11 protein-coding genes are annotated in these 17095 nt (G+C 45.3%); 7 read left to right on the top strand and 4 right to left on the bottom strand.

Annotated features, from left to right (window positions below; genetic code table 11):
* Positions 1–121 precede the first annotated feature (121 nt).
* From EBI00_RS01890 to EBI00_RS01875, 4 genes are all read right to left on the bottom strand, one after another.
* The gene (locus tag EBI00_RS01890; protein WP_148039060.1) at positions 122–2506 is read right to left on the bottom strand and encodes an EAL domain-containing protein; all 2385 of its coding nucleotides are present in this window, start codon (positions 2504–2506) and stop codon (positions 122–124) included.
* Between the two features lie 83 nt (positions 2507–2589).
* Positions 2590–4575, bottom strand: coding sequence for a methyl-accepting chemotaxis protein (locus EBI00_RS01885; RefSeq protein WP_123094220.1), 1986 nt, complete (start codon positions 4573–4575; stop codon positions 2590–2592).
* Positions 4576–4851: 276 nt separating this feature from the next.
* The gene (locus EBI00_RS01880; protein ID WP_123094219.1) at positions 4852–5748 is read right to left on the bottom strand and encodes a bile acid:sodium symporter family protein; all 897 of its coding nucleotides are present in this window, start codon (positions 5746–5748) and stop codon (positions 4852–4854) included.
* A gap of 33 nt (positions 5749–5781) precedes the next feature.
* Positions 5782–7539 carry an AMP-binding protein gene (locus tag EBI00_RS01875; RefSeq protein ID WP_123094218.1) on the bottom strand — a complete coding sequence of 586 codons (1758 nt, stop codon included), beginning with the start codon at positions 7537–7539 and terminating at the stop codon, positions 5782–5784.
* 589 nt (positions 7540–8128) lie between these two features.
* Here EBI00_RS01875 and EBI00_RS01870 point away from each other — a divergent pair.
* From EBI00_RS01870 to EBI00_RS01835, 7 genes are all read left to right on the top strand, one after another.
* Entirely contained in the window at positions 8129–9181 is a 1053-nt protein-coding gene (locus EBI00_RS01870; protein WP_123094217.1) for a FecCD family ABC transporter permease, read from the top strand.
* A 3-nt stretch (positions 9182–9184) separates the two neighbouring features.
* Positions 9185–10033, top strand: a complete 849-nt coding sequence (locus tag EBI00_RS01865) for an ABC transporter ATP-binding protein (protein ID WP_123094216.1) — start codon at positions 9185–9187, stop codon at positions 10031–10033.
* Complete coding sequence (locus EBI00_RS01860) at positions 10024–11268, top strand: MFS transporter (RefSeq protein ID WP_123094215.1); 1245 nt, start codon at positions 10024–10026, stop codon at positions 11266–11268. The genes EBI00_RS01865 and EBI00_RS01860 overlap by 10 nt, the downstream gene beginning before the upstream one ends.
* A gap of 529 nt (positions 11269–11797) precedes the next feature.
* Positions 11798–12985: a N(2)-acetyl-L-2,4-diaminobutanoate deacetylase DoeB2 gene (doeB2, locus tag EBI00_RS01850; RefSeq protein ID WP_123094213.1), complete on the top strand. Its 1188-nt coding sequence runs from the start codon at positions 11798–11800 to the stop codon at positions 12983–12985.
* A 54-nt stretch (positions 12986–13039) separates the two neighbouring features.
* The gene (locus EBI00_RS01845) at positions 13040–14299 is read left to right on the top strand and encodes an aspartate aminotransferase family protein (protein ID WP_123094212.1); all 1260 of its coding nucleotides are present in this window, start codon (positions 13040–13042) and stop codon (positions 14297–14299) included.
* Entirely contained in the window at positions 14296–15576 is a 1281-nt protein-coding gene (gene doeA, locus EBI00_RS01840) for an ectoine hydrolase (RefSeq protein ID WP_123094211.1), read from the top strand. Before EBI00_RS01845 ends, doeA begins: the two co-directional genes overlap by 4 nt.
* Positions 15577–15588: 12 nt before the next feature.
* Positions 15589–16950 (top strand): NAD-dependent succinate-semialdehyde dehydrogenase, encoded by a 1362-nt coding sequence (locus tag EBI00_RS01835; protein ID WP_123094210.1) that lies wholly within the window; start codon positions 15589–15591, stop codon positions 16948–16950.
* The last annotated feature ends 145 nt before the right edge of the window (positions 16951–17095 follow it).

The following is a 17095-nucleotide window of genomic DNA, read 5'->3' as shown; positions in this document are numbered from 1 at the left end:
ATCCTTACTGTCTTAAAAATAATGTGCCGATTCTAAAGAAATTTAAGAAGTAATCAATGTATTACCCACCAGCCATACTAAGCCAATGTCTTTCACCTTTATGGTCGGTCTATTAGACGGGTCACTGAGGAAATGAGTTACGCAAGAACAACGTCGCATCGTACGCCGATAAAGGTTTAGCAAATAAATAACCCTGCCCAAAATCACAGCGATAAGCTGACAACACAGAGGCTTGCTCTTGTGTTTCAATGCCTTCGGCAACCACTTTGAGATTCAGCTTGTGCGCCATGCTAATGATGGCTTCACATAAAGCTTGAGAAGCCGCCCCCTTGTCTAAATCACGAATAAAGCTTTTATCAATTTTAATGATATCAATGTCTAGCTCGTTTAAATACGCAAGAGAAGAATACCCCGTTCCGAAATCATCAAGCGCCACGTTGATACCGTGATCACGGAACGACAGCAACTGCCGACTGACATTTTGCGTGTTTCGTATTAGCATGTTTTCTGTGATTTCTAGTAATACCGCCTGACCAGGCACCTGCATTTCTTCCAGATAGCTGTACCAATGATTGAGATGTTTACCCGCTTCATCGTATTGAAAAGGAGACGTGTTAATGCTCATAATCAAATCAGGGTGCCGTGTTTCTCGCCAAACAGATAACTGTTTTATTGACTCTTTAAAAACAAAGTCACCGATTTGAATAATTAATCCTGACTCTTCCGCCAAGGGAATAAAAGTGTCTGGAGCGATCAGCCCACGCTCTTTATGCTGCCACCGCACTAAAGCTTCAAACTTACAAACGGTTTGAGTTTGTAAGTCTAAAATAGGCTGGTACACAACAAATAATTCCTGATTTTTGACTGCCAGTCTCAAATCCTTTAGTAATTTTTGGCGATCCAACATTTCCTGGTGCAGTGATTTTGAAAACAAGCACCAACGACTGCGACCTTGCTTTTTTGCGCTGTACATAGCTTCGTCTGCAAACTGCAATAAACTAGACGGATCCGTTGCATCACGGGAGCCTAACGTAATGCCAATGCTCGCTGACAAATAGGCTAGGTCCATGCCAGCGCCCACTTTAAATGGCGCATGCAAAGACGCTAGAATCTTTTCGGCAATCTTTTCCAAATTCGGAACGGTGGGGGAGTTAGGCAACAAAATAGTAAACTCATCTCCGCCAATGCGCGCTAACTCACATTCAAGCGGCAAAATGCGCAACAACCTACCCGACACCTCTTTTAATACTCTGTCTCCTTCTTGATGACCATGTATATCATTGATCTCTTTAAAATGGTCAAGATCGAGATAAAACAAAGCAAAACAGGAACCCTCTTGACTAGCAAAGCGACATAATTCCTGCAGTCTCGATTGGAAAAAACGTCGATTAGGTAATTCTGTTAAGGGGTCCAAATTGGCTTGTTTATGGGCTTCTGTTCGAGCTTTTTGACTGTCTTTTAAGGCATGATCAAGCTTATTATTGGTTCGTACCACAAATACGACCAACACACCTAACGCCAAAATAATAGAAGAACTGATACCGACCACTAAGATTACCTTGCGCCAATCTTGCGGAGCAGTCGGTGTGTACAGGGCATTTTTTATCGAAAATTCTGCACTTAATTTGCCAAGTGCTTGATAAGACTTCGCGATACCATACCAGCGAGATTCATTTATATAACCAAGCTCAACCAGCTTAGGCTCAACCAGATTGTATGTTTCACTCGCCTCGTAAAGCAAAAAATCTCTTGAATAGGTATTTTTGTAGCGAGATAAAATCCAAGAAATAACGGTTTCTTGATTATCTAAAGCGTACTGCCAACCTCGCATACTGGCGTCTTGAAAGGCTGCCACCCGCTCTGGGTGATTTTTGATCTCCGCTTCTGAAGTGAATAGGTTATCACCAAAAAAATCGATCCCCATCGAACGAGGAGAAAAAATTTTAAAAGGAATGTTTTGTTGTGCTAAGAAAAAAGGCTCATTCGTTACATAAGCGCTCATAATATCCACGTTCTCACTGAGAATATCAGTGGGTTCAAAAGAATGTGGAATAAAGGTCATATCAGCCGTCGACAGACTACTGCGTTCAAGATACAAAAGAAGCTCGTCCGATGATTTTTCGAGCATGATGTTTTTAGTATGCCAGTCATGCAGGGTAATAATATTATTCTTCGCAATAAACACAGCCGGAGAATGCTGAAACACCACATTAAGTACAACTAGTGGGAGGCCTTGGTCGCGTCGAATCAGAATGCCGCTGTTACCCACTCCATATTGAGCCCGTCCCGATGCTACCTCATCGTACACATCGGTTTGGGTATTCGCAGGAACAATCTCAACATTCAGACCCGCTTCATCGTAGTAACCCAACTCTTTAGCGGCATAATAGCCAGCAAACTGGAACGCATGCTGCCATTTCAGCTGTAAACGAATAGATTCATTGGCGTATACTTGACCAACAAAAAAGGGAACAAAAAGTAAGAAAGCTAAGATACTTCGCAACAAACTACCTCCAAAGATCGCAGCCTTGCGCTCCACATCAAAAATATAGCTTAGTCTATCTTCTTATCCACTTCTAGGTAAAAGTATTAGGATTTGAACTGACTAACTAGCTGATTTAGCTCTTTTCCCAACACTTCCATTTCCTGCGCCGACTGTGACGAGCTTTCAGCAGACAAAGCAGACTCTACAGCGATGCCTCGAATAAGGTCCACACTTTGCCTAATTTCATGGGAGACTAAACTTTGTTCTTCAGCAGCACTGGCGATTTGTGTGGTCATGTCTTTGATCATCTGCACACGTGTTGTAATCATATTTAACACCTGATGGGCTGCGGCAACATTATCTGCCGATGATTCACTGGAAGACTGACAGGTATGCATTTTCTGTACAACCAAGGCGGTACCCTTTTGCACATTATCAACAAAAGATTGCACTTCAACGGTGGAGTCTAATGTTCGCTTCGCAAGCGTTCTGACTTCGTCAGCGACAACCGCAAAGCCACGCCCACTTTCTCCCGCCCTAGCGGCTTCAATCGCAGCATTGAGCGCCAACAAGTTGGTTTGATCAGAAATACTTTTAATGACTTCTAAGACCTGTCCTATCGAAGCAGTATGCTCTCCTAATGACTCAATCCCATCGGCCATCTCTTTCAGCTGATCTGCCAAATCGTGGCTGCTAGAAACCATTTGATCAATCACTTGCTTACCGTCATTGGCGTCTTTATCCGCTTGCTCTGATAATCCCTGCGCTTCGGCAGCACTTTTTGCAATATCCGTCACTGTGGTTTCCATCTGCATCATGGCAGTGACAACGTCGGCTGTCTCGGTCTTTTGTTGTTGCGTCCCTTTTTGGGTTTTGGCGGCAACTTTAGTCAACTTATCAGACGCCGACCTAAGGGTGTTTGAACTGTCTCTAAATTGATTCACAACCGGCTGCAATGTTGCCAAAAATTCATTAATATTCTGCGACAGCACACCGACTTCATCTCGGGTAGTAACCGGTAAGCGTTGATTTAAATCGCAATTTTTTGCTCGCAGATCTTTCACCAGATCTGCAAGTACACGGCTTGCCGCAAGAATCGGCTTCACCACGCTACGCGTAATTAGGTAAGCCATGGCAGAGCCAACAACCGCAGCAATAACCACTAACAACATCATAATCAGGCTGCTTGATTGAATCTTATCTTGAGTTTGCGCCCCTTCTAACTCCAGATCGCTAAAGATATCCAACTGCAAACCGTAAGCGGCATCTGTTAGTTCAACTCCCTGAGGCAGAATAGAATCATTCAGTATGGCTTGATAACGCTCAGCCAATTGCCCCATCTGAGCAAAAGCCGCTTCGTATTCTGACCAGGTATTCGCTAAATCCGCCAACAAGGTGCGTGTGTCTAAGCCCGCGATTTCGGTGTAATCTTCAATCGTGTAACGGGCATCTTCAATCAATAACGTTGCTTCTCGTTGAAAAGCGGTATCCATGGTAGTAGAAAATAAACCCACTTGCGTACTGGCGTTTAAAACAATGCCTTGGGCCGAAACGGCCATGCGAACTTCAGTCAAACGACCACTCACTAATGCTGTCTCTACCAAACGCTCTATTTCACGACGTGCCGTTGGGGCAAGCTCATTCAAAAGATGAGCACGTAAAGCCATCATTTCAGTATGAACGGGAACCAGCTCTTCAGAAAAATGCTGACCAAACACACCATGCTGCTCGGATAAGGTTTGTAATAGGTCTTGGCGTTGTGGGTCATTAAAGTAGGTACTGGCTTCTTGTAGTAGACGTTGCGTCTCGGTCTGTTCGGTATTAAAGATTTGAGCATCTTCCAGAGCGCCACTCGCCCTAAAATTAAATAGGGCCAAACGTTCATTAAAAATTGAGCGCATTATCTCCGTTGCGCGCCCCGTATTAGGCACCATATTGTCAGTGATAACGCGTGTAGTTTGACCGACGCTGGTCAAATTTTGAACCGCAAAGCCCCCTACCATTATCATAAAAAACAATAAAAAAGCAGGCGCCACAAGCGACTTTAGTAAGAGACCAAAAGAAGTTTTTTTAACGTTATTATTATTCATTAGAGCTTACCTTATGTAATGTATAGCCACTCAATATCATGACGGATCGCCCATTATTCGAAGCAATAATAGCGCCAACAACCAATAAAGCTTACAACACAACGCGCTTAGGTAAACATACCGCTTAATTCCATTATCCACTGCGTTAGTTGGGTCAACATCCCCCCATTTATGATCAAAACCACTCAAAAAAGAGATGGAAAACCACCAATTCCACCTTAGCAAACTGACTTAATCAGGGTGTCTTCTCGGGATGCCTGCGGCCCATTTAACCTACTAAGAGGGTTCTACTTTGGCTTGATCTCTCGCGGACTCCTCTCTGTTTGTAATTTTGCGGTAGATAACCGTCACCCAAGCGGAATTCAAAACAATAAAAAGCGAATACATAACAGGTATCAATAAAATAAGTTGTTGTGTTTCGCCTGTAAAAGTCATAATGACGATGAGTGCAGCCAATGGTCCGTTCTGAATGCCTGTTTCCATAGAAACCGTCCTAGCTTTTTGCGGGTTTAGCCTCAGTAGTCTAGAGAAAATATAACCAAACAAGAAACCGAATAAACCAAGTAAAATAACCGCCGCATAAACTTGCCAACTTGTCTCCGCCAATAAACGCCAGTTACGTGGTACCCAAGTGACAACGATAAAGACAATAACCACCGCTCCTAACAAGCCGCCCATGAGTTCAATGATGGCTCCAATATTGGCATTTTTGCGCCTCAACCACATGCCAATTAATGTTGGAATAAGCAGTAAAAATAGCAAACGAGCAATCTGATCAGGAGGTATACGAAACGCATCATCAATACCTTGCGTATAAAACGCCATCCACATTGGCACAAGAATAAACCCTGCCAACGTCGAACAAATGGTCATCATAATGCTCAAACTGAGCAAGCTTTTGGAAAAATAGGCGAATATATTCGATGTGGTACCGCCCGGCATACACCCCATCAGCACGAGGCCTACCGTTTGTTCAATCGTCAAATCAAGCAGGCGCGCAAGGGCAAAAGCAATAAAAGGCATCAGTAAATACTGAGATAAAAAACCGACTCCAATGGCTTGTGGGTGACGCATGGATAACTTGAAATCTTTAAAAGTCAATGATGCACCCATGCCGAACATGATGATCACCATCATAATAGATAACAAACTTTCTTCAAATGGACTTAGCATAACGCCCTATCTCCGATACCAAATTTTTTCTCATTATTGTTGAGCTGTCGTTTCACTTTTGACAACTGAGGCACGAACGTCTTTACGCAACACTTTGCCGACTGGCGTTTTGGGTAAGTCTTCTCTAAACACTACTTTTTTAGGCACCTTGTAAGCCGCTAATTCTGTTTTACAGTGCTTAATAATATCCTGTGCGCTCAAACCAGATTCCCTTAACACCACATAGGCATGAACCGCTTCCCCCGTTTGGTCATCCGGTACACCGATCACGGCGGATTCTTGTACTTGAGTTAACCTTGCAATGGCATCTTCCACTTCATTGGGATAGACATTAAAACCACTGACCAAAATCATGTCTTTTTTACGATCTACTATATGAAAATGACCATCTTCAGACATGGTGCCAATATCACCCGTGTATAACCAACCGTCTTTCAGAGTTTGCGCAGTCTCTTCTGGCCTATTCCAATACCCCTTCATTATCTGAGGGCCTCGAGCAATAATCTCACCAGGCTCGCCTAGCCCTACTGTCACCCCGTTGTCATCCACAAGGCGCACTTCTGTAGAGGGAGCAGGAATACCGATACTGTCTGCCCGCTCATGACCGATTGGGTTAAAACAGATGACAGGGGAACTCTCCGTTAAACCGTAACCCTCAGCAATAGGGGTTCCCACCACTGTGCGCCAACGTTCTGCGACTGACTTATGCAGCGCCGTCCCTCCCGCTAACGCGACCTTCATCGTTTTAGGAGGGTAAACCGTGAACCATTCTTCGTTTAACAAGGCGTTAAACAGCGTATTTACACCCGAAATCCAGGTAATGGGGTAATTATCAAAAGCGCGCTGGCAGTTTTGGATAGGACGTGGGCTGGGCACCAAGACGTTGTGGGCGCCTTTGTGATAAAAAGCCAGCAAATTCACCGTAAAAGCAAAAATATGATAGATTGGCAAAGCGGTCAAAATGCACTCTGTACCTGCTTCTATATGGCCACCAGCCACTGAATTTACCTGCTCAAGGTTACTCAGCAAATTACCATGGGTTAGCTCAGCGCCCTTGCTAACCCCTGTGGTTCCGCCCGTATATTGCAGCAAGGCCGTGTCTTCTCGTTGAATGTCTTGCCAATAGGCTGCCACGTCAAGACGCTTTTCAGCCTTGCGTTTTCGTCCTATCTCAATCGCCGCATCCAGCTTTTGAGCATTAAGATTGTGCTTAGGAATTGCCTTATTCCAATACTTGAGAACCAAGTTTAAAACACCACGAATAAGCGGCGAAAACCATTGCGAGATAGAAGTCAAAACCACATGTTTCACTGAAGTATTGGCTAAAATATCTTCCAGTTTATCTGCAAACATATCGACTATAACCAAGGCTGTCGCACCAGAATCGTTAAACTGGTGCGCCATTTCTCGACGTGTGTATAAAGGATTAACATTCACCAAAACACAACCCGCCTTGAGAATTCCAAAAGCCGCGACGGGTAACGCTAAGCAATTCGGCATTTGCACCGCGACACGATCACCCGCGTTTAACCCCAAGGATTCCCGCAAATAGACCGCAAAAGCATCTGACATTTCGTCGACTTGGGCGTAAGTCAAATGACCATTCATGCCGTTGGGCATGCAGGTTGTGAATGCAGTTTGGGTTTTGTACTTTTCTGAAGCCGCCACTATCATCGCGGGAATACTAAAAAAATGTGTTTCCTCTACACTGTCGGCGGAGGTTACAGCGTTTTTTGCAACACCATAAAACGGTGTCCAAGGCGCGCTATCATATAAATGGTCATTCGACATGCAAGCTCTCTCTTTTCTAAGCCCTAATTTGCAAAGGGCTCGTGTTGTTATTATTTTTTGACATCGAAAATCGCAAAGCGTTCTTACAAAAGTAAGACATTAATGCAGCAGACTGTCAGAGCAATAAGCCATTAAAACAAGAAGTTATTAAAGCGACAGGGCAATTAAGAACAGATGGTTTAAAGAAAGCACAAGGTCTAGCAATAATCAAGTTCACTATCACGCATATCCATTGCTCTCCAGCCGATTCCAAACTCACTGTAAACCAACCATCGATGCTATTGGCAGACTAACGTCCAAAATCAAGAAAGGACGGATTCATGATGCGTATTTAACCTAACATTTATAATAATGATTATTAAATCTATCTTGATTCCTAATAAAGTACTTGATAATTTCTGACCTATCTGTAAGATGCAAAACAAAATCATTCTCAATAAAACCTTCTGTTGAAGGTTTAAAAAAATAGTCGCTTTTTGGTATTTGTTAAAAAGGCAAACATCACTTTCCAGTCACCTAAATGGGTACTTTCGCCGTCAACATTTCGGAGTAACGTCTGTTAGGATGCGTTCCAACAGATAAATAATTTATGCAATCAGATCTACTCTCTGATGCTATTTCAAATCAGCGACGCAGTGAAAAGCGTCGCTGGTCTGTTATTGGCATTCTACTTATTGTGTTAATCACTTCTTTTGTTTTGGACATCGCTACGGGGCCCTCTTTACTCAACGTCAAAGAGGTTGCCAACGCTTTACTGCACTTAATTGGCTTCTCAGTAGAAGTAGATCCTACAACCAAAGTCATTGTCTCCAGTCTGCGTTTGCCCATTGCCATCATGGCAGTCATTGTCGGTGGCGTTCTGGGGGTTGGCGGTGCTGAGATGCAAACTCTATTAAACAACCCTATGGCCAGTCCGTATACGCTTGGCATGGCGGCGGCGGCAGGATTTGGCGCGGCACTTACTCTCTATTTTGGCTCATTGGGACTGAATGCAAATGTGGCGGTTCCTTTAGGTGCTTTTGTCTGCTGTATGCTGGCGGCTGCCTTTTTGTTTGCGTTAGCCACCATGAGGCACATCAGCTCAGGCCAGCTGATTCTTGCGGGGATCGCCTTACTGTTCCTATTCCAGTCATTATTATCATTAGTACAGTTTGTTTCTTCTCCGGAATTAAGCCAGCAGATTTTATTCTGGTTGTTTGGCAGCTTATCCAAAGCATCTTGGTCAAACTTATCAATTATTGCCGGCATCACTTCTGTCTGTATGTTTTTCTTGATTCGTGATGCTTGGAAATTGACCGCGTTGCGATTAGGAGAAGAAAGAGCCAAGAGTTTAGGAGTAAACGTGAGCCGGTTGCGCCTAAAAACCCTTTTCATTGTTGCTTTAATGACCGCTACGGTAACCAGCTTTGTCGGTATCATTGGCTTTATCGGTATTGTCGCTCCTAATATTGCCAAGATGTTAGTGGGTGAAGATCAGCGTTTTTTCTTACCCTTGTCGTTTTTAATTGGTGCTTTTCTTTTATCTAGCGCCTCTGTTTTGTCAAAAATCATCGTCCCTGGCGCGCTATTCCCTATCGGTATTGTCACCGCAATTATAGGTGTGCCTTTCTTCTTTTGGCTGATTCTAGGAAAGAGGCGCTAACTCATGCTTAAAGTCAACAAGCTCAATGTGACGTTAGATACTCTAACTCTTGCTAAAGACATGTCTTTTTCACTCGACCCTGGAAAAGTGCACGTTATTATTGGGCCCAACGGCACAGGTAAGAGCACCTTATTAAAAACTCTATTTGGTGATATACAACCGATCTCTGGCGAGATATCTTTTCTCGACCCATTAAATAACAACCACAATCTAATCAAGCGTAAACAAATCTCGCGCTGGCGTGAGCAGTTTGGTTACATGCCGCAAGACATTCGGCTTGATATAGAGCTCAGTGCGCTTGAAGTCGTCCTATTAGGGCAATTAGATTCGTTGGGGTTACGACTGGACGATTCGCTTATAAAACAGGCCTTAACAGCGCTAGAAAAAATTGGCTTATTACACCTTGCTAACCGCCCAGTAAATAAACTGAGTGGCGGACAATGCCAGATGATTTTGTTCGCTCAAGCCTTAATGAGAAACCCTAAAATATTGATGTTGGATGAGCCTGTCAGTGCACTAGACCTGCATTTTCAGCATGTCTTATTGGACCATTTGGACACACAAACCAAACAACAGGGCTGGGTCACATTAATGGTGCTCCATGACCTTAACCTAGCCGCCCAATACGCCGACAACTTATTAGTGTTGAAAAATGGTCATGTGGTAGCCAGTGGCCATCCAAGCGATATCCTAACGCCTGCTTTGGTGAAAGAGGTTTATGATGTCAATGCCGAAGTCACCAAAGACAGTTATGGCATTCCCTTTATTCGAACCATTCGACCTGGTTTCACACCACAGAAGCTCATCTTACAGCCACAACACTTACAACCTAAACGTACCGTATGCCTTTAAGACACTTTTCAAGAGATTGGCGCCTGCTCTCTCCTGCAGGTCAAGTATTGGTCATTAATGGCTTTACCTTTAATCTCGGCTTTTACATGCTGCTACCTTATCTGGCCGACCATCTAGAGCATAATGTCGGCATCAGTGGTTGGTATGTTGGCGTGATTATTGGGCTGAGAGTATTAAGCCAGCAGGGGCTGTTTTTAGTGGGCGGCACCCTTGGCGACCGACTAGGCTATAAACGCTTAATTCTTCTCGGCTGTGCCGTTCGGATTATTGGTTTTGCTTTATTGGGTGTCGGTCAAAGTATCCCTGTGTTACTCCTAGGAGCGTTTTTTTCGGGATTTGCTGGTGCTCTTTTCACCCCTAGCAGCCAAGCCTATCTGGCCTCGGAATACCCCGAACAAAAAGCCCGAGACAAGGTCTTCGCACTGCAAAACCTAACATCGGAAGCGGGGATGTTATTAGGGCCGCTATTGGGTTTGTCTCTACTGTATATTGACTTTGCGTTAGTGGGTTTGATGTCCGCTGGGCTATTTACCTTATTGCTGCTGATTCAATGGCGCTTTCTGCCGGAACTTGCCTCTCAAAAAGAACGCTCAAAAAGACCTAACCAAGCATTTTGGCAGCAGTGGGGAGGCATGCTAACCCACAAAGCTTTCATGCAGTTCGTATTATGCGGATCAATGTATCAGTTATTATTTCATCAGCTCTACATTGCCATCCCCCATGAGATTCGTGTGGTGACACAGGATGTCAGTATCATCACCTGGGTATTTGCCACGTCGTCAATTATGGGGGTATTAATGCAAATGCCGGTCAGCCGCTTTGTAGAATCCCATTTAGGAACCGCTCGAGGAATGGGATTAGGCATGACGATAATGGGGTCAGGCTATCTTTGGCTCATTTTCAGTGTGCCATGGTTACCTGCCTTGCCTTTTGTCATGTGTGCCCTCTTTTTTAGTATCGGCTCCATGCTGGTGTTCCCGCTATTGGGCGCTTATGTGCCTAAATTTTGCTCTCCAAAAGAGTTAGGCAGTCACTATGGTTTGTATTCCTGTATTGGGGGGCTCTATGCCTTTATTGGCAATATTAGCAGCGGCTGGTTACTGTCATCTACTGAAGTAAATCATAACTGGCTTTGGCTTGGGTTAGCCTGTGCAGGCGCGCTATCAGGTGCGCTCTTGTATTTACAGATCAGGTATCAAAACAACACAGTGGTTTCTCATATTCATACCAAATAACAATTCTATTATGAAAAACCCATATAATTATGAAAGAACCTTAACGGTCTCTCCCAAAATACAATGACACCTTTATTGTCATAAATAACATCCCACTCCCTATTTAACCTAATAATTCTTAAAAGACTTTTTTAACGCTTGCTTTATTAAGCACTATTTAGACCTATAAATTAATACGCCTACTTTACTTACATAACAAATCATTAGACCTAACATGTCTTTAAAAAGATTAATTTGACGGCTAAACGCCTATTTTTCGGGCGTTGACGCGCATTTTTAGAGCAGATAAAAGAGCCTTTTATTATTTATCGAAAATATTTTTTAAAAATATTTTCATTTTTTACATATTTTTCTATGTGTTTGTTTTGAGCGTTTTTTTTGGTGTCTTTTCTTTTATTTTATTTTCATTTCTACATTTTATTGACCTTATTATTATTTTTCACACTTGCAACCTAACCATTATTTAATTACTACTGTATGAAGCTTTTCAAATTTCGCTACGTATGTAATCTTTTTTCAGGGAGGCGTTATGCAGAATTTATGGCAAGAAAACATTCTCTTCGCTGAAAAACTGCGCAAGCAGTTGCACGCTCATCCTGAGCTCGGTTGGCAGGAAAAAAATACGGCATCCTTAGTACGCCGTCAGCTTGATGCATTAGATATCCCATGGCACGCTTGCGCCGACACCGGCACCATTGCTTGGCTCAACAAAGACGCTCAAGGCGCAGCGATTGCTTTGCGCGGCGATATGGATGCATTACCCATTGAGGAGCAGACTGGAAAAGCATGGCAATCCGTCAATCAAGGCTGCATGCACGCTTGTGGTCACGATGGACACACCGCCACCTTGCTAGCAACAGCACGTTGGTTAAAACACTTTGAAACAGAACTCCCCCAACCGGTTGTGCTGATTTTTCAGCCAGCCGAAGAAGGCTTGCACGGTGCTCGCGAAATGATCAAAGACGGCGCATTAGAGAACGTCGGCGCAATTTATGGCTGGCACAACTGGCCTGCCCTGCCTTATGGCACCATGGCGTGTCCTGACGACATTGTCATGTGCGGTAATGGCACCTTCAATATGATATTCAAAGGTCGTGGTGGTCACGCTAGCCAACCAGAACTGTGTGCCGATCCCATTCTGGCCGCCAGCGCGGTCAATGTAGCCTTACAACAAGTCGTCAGCCGTCGTCTTGCCCCACAAGCCACCGCCGTGGTCAGTGTCACGCAAATACACGGCGGCACTGCGCCAACGGTGATTCCAGAAACGGCGACGTTAAGCGGTAGTATTCGTGTTCCTGACGAGGATACCCGTCAACAGCTCAACCAACACATTTCCGAGGTGGCCACCTATACCGCGGCCGCCTATGGTGTGAAATGTACGATTGAACATGACATGCGTTATCAGGCGACTATCAATCATAAAGAACAAGCCATCCGAGCTCGAAAAGAGTGGCTGTCGTTGTACGGCGAACCCGCACTACATCATGGGCAAGCTCTGCCAATCATGGCATCAGAAGATTTTAGCTATTACCTACAAGCCGTTCCGGGTGCCTTTGCCTTAATTGGCAGCAATGATGGCGATGCGCACAGTGTGGCTTGTCACAGTCCACATTACGATTTCAATGATCGATTGATTGCCGATGTCTGCCGTTGGTTCTGCCAACTTGCCGGCCTTACTGATCAATCGCTACCAAAACACTCAATACCCAAGCAATAAAACCCAAAAAACCGAACCAAAGGTCATAGATACAAGACCTTTTTAGGAGACGTTATGACTATTTTCGAACAACGAGAATCCAATATTCGAGCTTACGCTCGCACGTACCCAACGGTTTTTGTTACGGCAAAAAACGCCCGTCAAGTTGACGAAAACGGTAAGGAATACATTGATTTCTTCGCGGGTGCGGGGGTGCTTAATTTCGGGCATAACAACCCGCACATGAAAGCAGCCATGATCGATTATTTGCAAAAAGACGGCGTATTACACAGCTTAGATATGCAAACGCAAGCGAAAGCGCAGTTTATGCAGAAATTTACCGATGTGATTTTAGCACCCAGAAACATGCCCCATCGTATGCAGTTTATGGGGCCAACCGGCACCAACGCGGTCGAAGCCGCCATGAAACTGGCTCGAAATGCCACGGGACGCCATAACATTGTCGCCTTTAGTCAAGGTTTTCATGGCATGACATTGGGCGCATTAGCCGCAACGGCCAACGAGTATTTCCGTCAAGCCTCTGGCGTGCCTTTATTGCATGTCAGCCATGAGTTGTTTGACCAAGAGCACGATCATGAAGCCGCTCTCGCAGCGTTAGATGCCTTAGGTAATCAGTACCGTGACCCATCCAGTGGTATCAAGCCACCAGCGGCTTTCATGGTAGAAACTATTCAAGCAGAAGGTGGTGTCAACGTCGCCAGCAAAGCATGGATGCAGAAACTAGAAAAACTCGCCAAAGAGTTTGGTTCTGTACTAATCGTCGATGACATTCAAGTGGGCTGCGGCCGCACTGGTTCTTATTTCAGTTTTGATGACATGGGTATCAAACCAGACATCATTACCTTGGCCAAGGGTATTGGCGGCGCAGGTACCCCAATGGCAATGAACTTAGTTCACCCTGATTTGGATAAACATTGGTCGCCTGGCGAACACACTGGCACCTTCCGCGGGCAAAACTTGTCCTTTGTAGCGGGTGAAGTTGCATTGAGCTACTTTGACGATAACAAGCTAATGAACGAAGTCATGGAAAAAGTCAAAACAGTACGCGATGCATTAGAGCCACTGGTTAGCGAAAACAGTGCGAAAGAACTGCGCGGCAAAGGTCTGATCCTTGGTTTAGACATGGGGAGCGGTGACATGGCGGCGAAAGTCGTACAACGCTGTTTCCATAAAGGCTTGATGCTTGGCGCTTGCGGTAGTGGCGGCCGGGTATTGAAGATTATTCCACCATTAACCATCCCTGAAGCGGATCTCGCGGAAGGGTTGGATATTTTGAAAGACGCCGTACGTTTTGTAATGGAGGAAGCCGCATGATTGAACGCGATGACATGACCTTTACTTTTGCAGAATATCAGCGCCGCTTGGGTGAACTGCGCGCTCGCATTGCCGAGCGCCGTTTGGATGCCGTCGTGGTCACCGATCCGGAAAATATTACCTATTTAACCGACTATCAAACCACAGGCTATTCCTTTTTTCAGGCGCTGGTCATTCCACTCGAAAAAGAGCCCTTCATGATCACTCGGGTCTTGGAAGAATCAAATATTTTTGCTCGTACTTGGGTCGAATTAACGCGTCCTTACCCAGATACGGGGGATGCCATTCAAATGTTGGTGGACGCCCTACGCGAATTTGGTTTGGCCGACAAACGCATTGGTTATGAACGCAACAGTTACTTTTTCCCTGCATACCAGCAGGATTGCATTCATACCACTTTAAAGAACGCCAAACTCATGGATTGCTTCGGCATTGTGGAAGAAGGCCGAATCTGCAAATCGCAAGAAGAAATCGCCATTATGCGTCGCGCCGCGTTGGCAACCGAAGCAGGCATGAAAGCGGGCATTGAAATTTGTCGTCCCGGTGTTACCGAAAATGAAATAGGCGCTGAAATCGCGGCCGCCATGTTCCGTGCTGGCGGTGAAACGCCCGCCGTTATGCCGTACGTCACTTCTGGACCAAGAACCATGATTGGTCATGCCACTTTTGAAGGCAGAGCTGTACAACCCAATGAGCACGTCTTTTTAGAGGTGGGCGGTTGTTATCGTCGTTACCACACCGCCATGATGCGCACTGTGATTCTTGGTGAACTATCCGATGCCATGTATCAGTCGCAAGAAGTCATGAAACGCGCGCTCAATGAAATTCATCGTGTGGTGCAGCCAGGTATGACGGTGTCGGACGTAGACAACATGGTGCGCAATATCATTATGGACAACCAAGTGGGTGCGAGTTTAATCACGCGATCCGGTTACTCCATTGGCATCGCCTTCCCACCCAGCTGGGATGAAGGCTATATCATCAGCTTGAAACAAGGTAATTCTGCGGTGCTAAAACCTGGCATGACTTTTCATATGATTCCATGGATGTGGGGGATTGAAGGCAATAAAACCTGCGGAATTTCAGACACCATTGAAATCACCGAAGACGGTTGTCGTTCTTTCTTTAACTTAGATCGAGATTTCACCGTTAAAGCCCTAAGCACTGGACAAGAAACAACAAAACTCGCTATTGATCTGTCCAATACACCGCCAGCACAAGAAGAGAGTAAAAAAGCCAAATCACATGCCAAGCAAGCCGAAAAAGCAGCCAGTTGATACGAGGTGATTATGTTAGAAACCATCAATCCAACCACAGGCCAAGCCCTACCACCGAGCCCGTCATTAAGCTTAGAACAGGCACACGCCATCATCGATAAAGTGGCGAATGGCTTCACGGAATGGAAAGCCAAAAGCTTTGCTAAGCGAACGGCTGTGTTAAAAGCCGTAGCGGCTTCGTTACGGGACAACCAAAACGAACTGGCCAATTTAATGGCGTTAGAAATGGGCAAACCAATAAAGGAAGGCCTTGCCGAAGTGGAGAAAAGCGCCTGGTGTGCTGACTACTATGCCGAACACGGTGCCGATTTTCTAGCGTCCGAATCGCTGGAATCCGACGCGAGCCACAGTTATGTGCAATACCCGCCTCTCGGCACGGTTCTGGGCATCTTGCCTTGGAACGCACCGGTTTGGTTGGCATTGCGCTTTCTGGCTCCAGCCTTAATGGCTGGCAATACTTGTGTATTAAAAGCCGACCCGAATGTGCCAGCCACAGCAAACAAATTGGTCGAATGTTTATATCAAGCTGGCGTACCTGAAAACGCAGTCGCCAATCTGGCAGTACCTAACTCGGTAGCCAGTAAAATGATCGATCACCCGAAAGTGAAAGCCGTGTCGTTTACGGGTTCTAGCAAAGCGGGACAATTTATTGCCTCGCAAGCCGCAGCGGGATTAAAGCCCGCCGTATTAGAACTTGGCGGTTCCGATCCTTGTATATTAATGGCCGATGCGGATCTGGAAAAAGCCCTCGACATTATTACCTTGTCGAGGATGATTAACGCGGGGCAATCCTGTATCGCTGTGAAGCGTTTGTTTGTTGAAAAATCCATTTACAACGAGGTGTGTGAAGCGCTTCGACAACGTTTTAGCAAACTTAAATGCGGTGACCCAAGAGACGAAAATAACAATCTAGGTCCATTGGCGAGAGAAGATTTGCGTGATCAGCTGCATCGCCAAGTATCGCAAAGCATCGACGCCGGTGCGCGCTGTTTAACCGGAGGCGATTTGCCATCTCGTTCGGGATTCTTTTATCCACCAACGTTATTAGTCGACGTCAAACCCGGCATGACGGTGTTTGAAGAGGAGACCTTTGGGCCAGTGCTCAGCGTGACGCCGATTGAGACGATTGATCAAGCGCTGGAACTGGCAAACGACACGGAGTATGGCTTAGGCGCTAGCATTTGGACCAGTAATCAAGCGACCATAGATCGAGCGATTAAAACACTGGAATCAGGACAAATTGCCGTCAATGGCATCGTAAAAAGCGACCCTAGATTGCCATCGGGCGGGATTGGTAAATCTGGCTATGGTCGTGAACTTGGCCCGCAAGGCATACGGGAGTTTGTCAACGTGCAACAGATTTGGATTGCTTAAGCACTCACGCTTTTCGATCATACCAAAATAGCCCCATCTCACATGGGGCTATTTTCTTTCCTATTTTGCCCCCCCCAGTACACGATAGGTGAGCATTTTTACCAATCGAATCTCCAGGCATGATGATTTCAGGCAAACTCGCAAA

The sequence above is a fragment of the Marinomonas hwangdonensis genome (genome assembly GCF_003721245.1).
Classification (GTDB): Bacteria; Pseudomonadota; Gammaproteobacteria; order Pseudomonadales; family Marinomonadaceae; genus Marinomonas; species Marinomonas hwangdonensis.
This window is presented reverse-complemented; position numbering and strand designations above follow the sequence as displayed.

Excerpts from the sequence above, each read along its gene's own strand:
- EBI00_RS01885 (WP_123094220.1), bottom strand. The coding sequence starts at position 4,575 with ATGAATAATAATAACGTTAAAAAAACTTCTTTTGGTCTCTTACTAAAG.
- EBI00_RS01880 (WP_123094219.1), bottom strand. The coding sequence starts at position 5,748 with ATGCTAAGTCCATTTGAAGAAAGTTTGTTATCTATTATGATGGTGATC.
- EBI00_RS01875 (WP_123094218.1), bottom strand. The coding sequence starts at position 7,539 with ATGTCGAATGACCATTTATATGATAGCGCGCCTTGGACACCGTTTTAT.
- EBI00_RS01870 (WP_123094217.1), top strand. The coding sequence starts at position 8,129 with ATGCAATCAGATCTACTCTCTGATGCTATTTCAAATCAGCGACGCAGT.
- EBI00_RS01865 (WP_123094216.1), top strand. The coding sequence starts at position 9,185 with ATGCTTAAAGTCAACAAGCTCAATGTGACGTTAGATACTCTAACTCTT.
- EBI00_RS01860 (WP_123094215.1), top strand. The coding sequence starts at position 10,024 with ATGCCTTTAAGACACTTTTCAAGAGATTGGCGCCTGCTCTCTCCTGCA.
- doeB2 (WP_123094213.1), top strand. The coding sequence starts at position 11,798 with ATGCAGAATTTATGGCAAGAAAACATTCTCTTCGCTGAAAAACTGCGC.
- EBI00_RS01845 (WP_123094212.1), top strand. The coding sequence starts at position 13,040 with ATGACTATTTTCGAACAACGAGAATCCAATATTCGAGCTTACGCTCGC.
- doeA (WP_123094211.1), top strand. The coding sequence starts at position 14,296 with ATGATTGAACGCGATGACATGACCTTTACTTTTGCAGAATATCAGCGC.
- EBI00_RS01835 (WP_123094210.1), top strand. The coding sequence starts at position 15,589 with ATGTTAGAAACCATCAATCCAACCACAGGCCAAGCCCTACCACCGAGC.